Annotated in this window: 3 protein-coding genes; all 3 read left to right on the top strand. The window is 68.5% G+C overall.

Going from position 1 to position 1,287, the window contains the following annotated elements; genetic code table 11:
• Window positions 1–527 (top strand): chemotaxis protein CheW (locus ARC20_RS00515; RefSeq protein ID WP_161809449.1); only part of this gene is annotated, 527 nt, incomplete at its 5' end.
• Between the two features lie 64 nt (window positions 528–591).
• Entirely contained in the window at window positions 592–900 is a 309-nt protein-coding gene (locus ARC20_RS00510; protein ID WP_057642714.1) for an STAS domain-containing protein, read from the top strand.
• Complete coding sequence (locus ARC20_RS00505) at window positions 897–1,262, top strand: response regulator (RefSeq protein WP_057642711.1); 366 nt, start codon at window positions 897–899, stop codon at window positions 1,260–1,262. Before ARC20_RS00510 ends, ARC20_RS00505 begins: the two co-directional genes overlap by 4 nt.
• The last annotated feature ends 25 nt before the right edge of the window (window positions 1,263–1,287 follow it).

The following is a 1,287-nucleotide window of genomic DNA, read 5'->3' as shown; positions in this document are numbered from 1 at the left end:
CCATTGCCCGGCGTACGCCGCCGCGGCCGTCGCGCCTGCCGCCGAACATCGCAGCGATGTTCCAGCCCGCCCCGAGCGACCCCAGCCCGCACCGTCGCGCGTCGGAGCGCAGCACGCGCTGGCTGCGCCTGCGTTGCGGCGAACAGACCTATGCGCTGGAACTGCTGAAGGTGCAGGAAGTCGTGCTGCCGGTGCCGCTGCTGCCGCTGCGCGGCGCCTCGCGCTCGATGCTGGGCATCATGAACCTGCGCGGCCAGGTGGTGCCGGTGCTCGACCTCGGCATCCACCTGGGCGCCGGTCCGGTCGCCATGGACACCCAGACCCGCGTCGTGGTGCTGGAGGAAAACGGCGAAACCATGGGCCTGCGGGTCTCGGCGGTCGAGGACGTGGCCAGCCTGACCGATCCGCAGATCGAACCGCCCGATACCACCCGCTTGTGCCGGATCTCCAACCACCTGTTCCGCGGGGTGGCCCGGATCAGCGCCCATCCGGTGATCCTGCTGGACGCCACCCAACTGCTGCACTGAGCCGGACTAAAGTCCCGCCCGGCGCGGCCGCTAACCTGACTGCAACCATCCGTTCGGAGTACCGATGAGCACCCTGTCACTGGGCGAGGATCTCGGCATCGAGACCAGCGCCGACCTCAAGCAGACGCTCGCCCCCCACCTCTCGCAGGAAGGCGAACTGCTGCTCGATGCCGGCCAGGTCCGCCGCATCCACACGGCCAGCGTGCAGCTGCTCTGCGCGTTCTTCGACGCCCGCCGCCGCGCCGGACGCGCTACTGGCTTCGACGGCTGCAGTGAAACCCTCAAGGACGCGGCGCGCCTGCTCGGCGTGAGCGCCGTGCTCGGCCTGCCCGCGTCCAATGACAACCTGAAATCTGTGGAGAACGCCGCATGAGCGCACGTATCTTGGTGGTGGACGATTCGGCGTCGATGCGCCAGATGGTGTCCTTCGCCCTCACCTCGGCCGGTTTCGCGGTCGAAGAAGCCGAGGACGGCGCTGTCGCCCTGGGCCGTGCCAAGGGCGCCAAGTTCAACGCGGTCGTGACCGACGTGAACATGCCGAACATGGACGGCATCGCGCTGATCCGCGAACTGCGCCAGCTGCCGGACTACAAGTTCACCCCCCTGCTGATGCTGACCACCGAGTCGGCCGCCGACAAGAAGTCCGAAGGCAAGGCCGCCGGTGCCACCGGTTGGCTGGTCAAGCCGTTCAATCCCGAACAGCTGGTCGCCACGGTGCAGAAAGTCCTGGGCTGAGCCCCACCCTTCCCCTCCCCCAGAC

It is taken from the genome of Stenotrophomonas panacihumi, assembly GCF_001431645.1.
Taxonomy (GTDB): Bacteria; Pseudomonadota; Gammaproteobacteria; order Xanthomonadales; family Xanthomonadaceae; genus Stenotrophomonas_A; species Stenotrophomonas_A panacihumi.
This window is presented reverse-complemented; position numbering and strand designations above follow the sequence as displayed.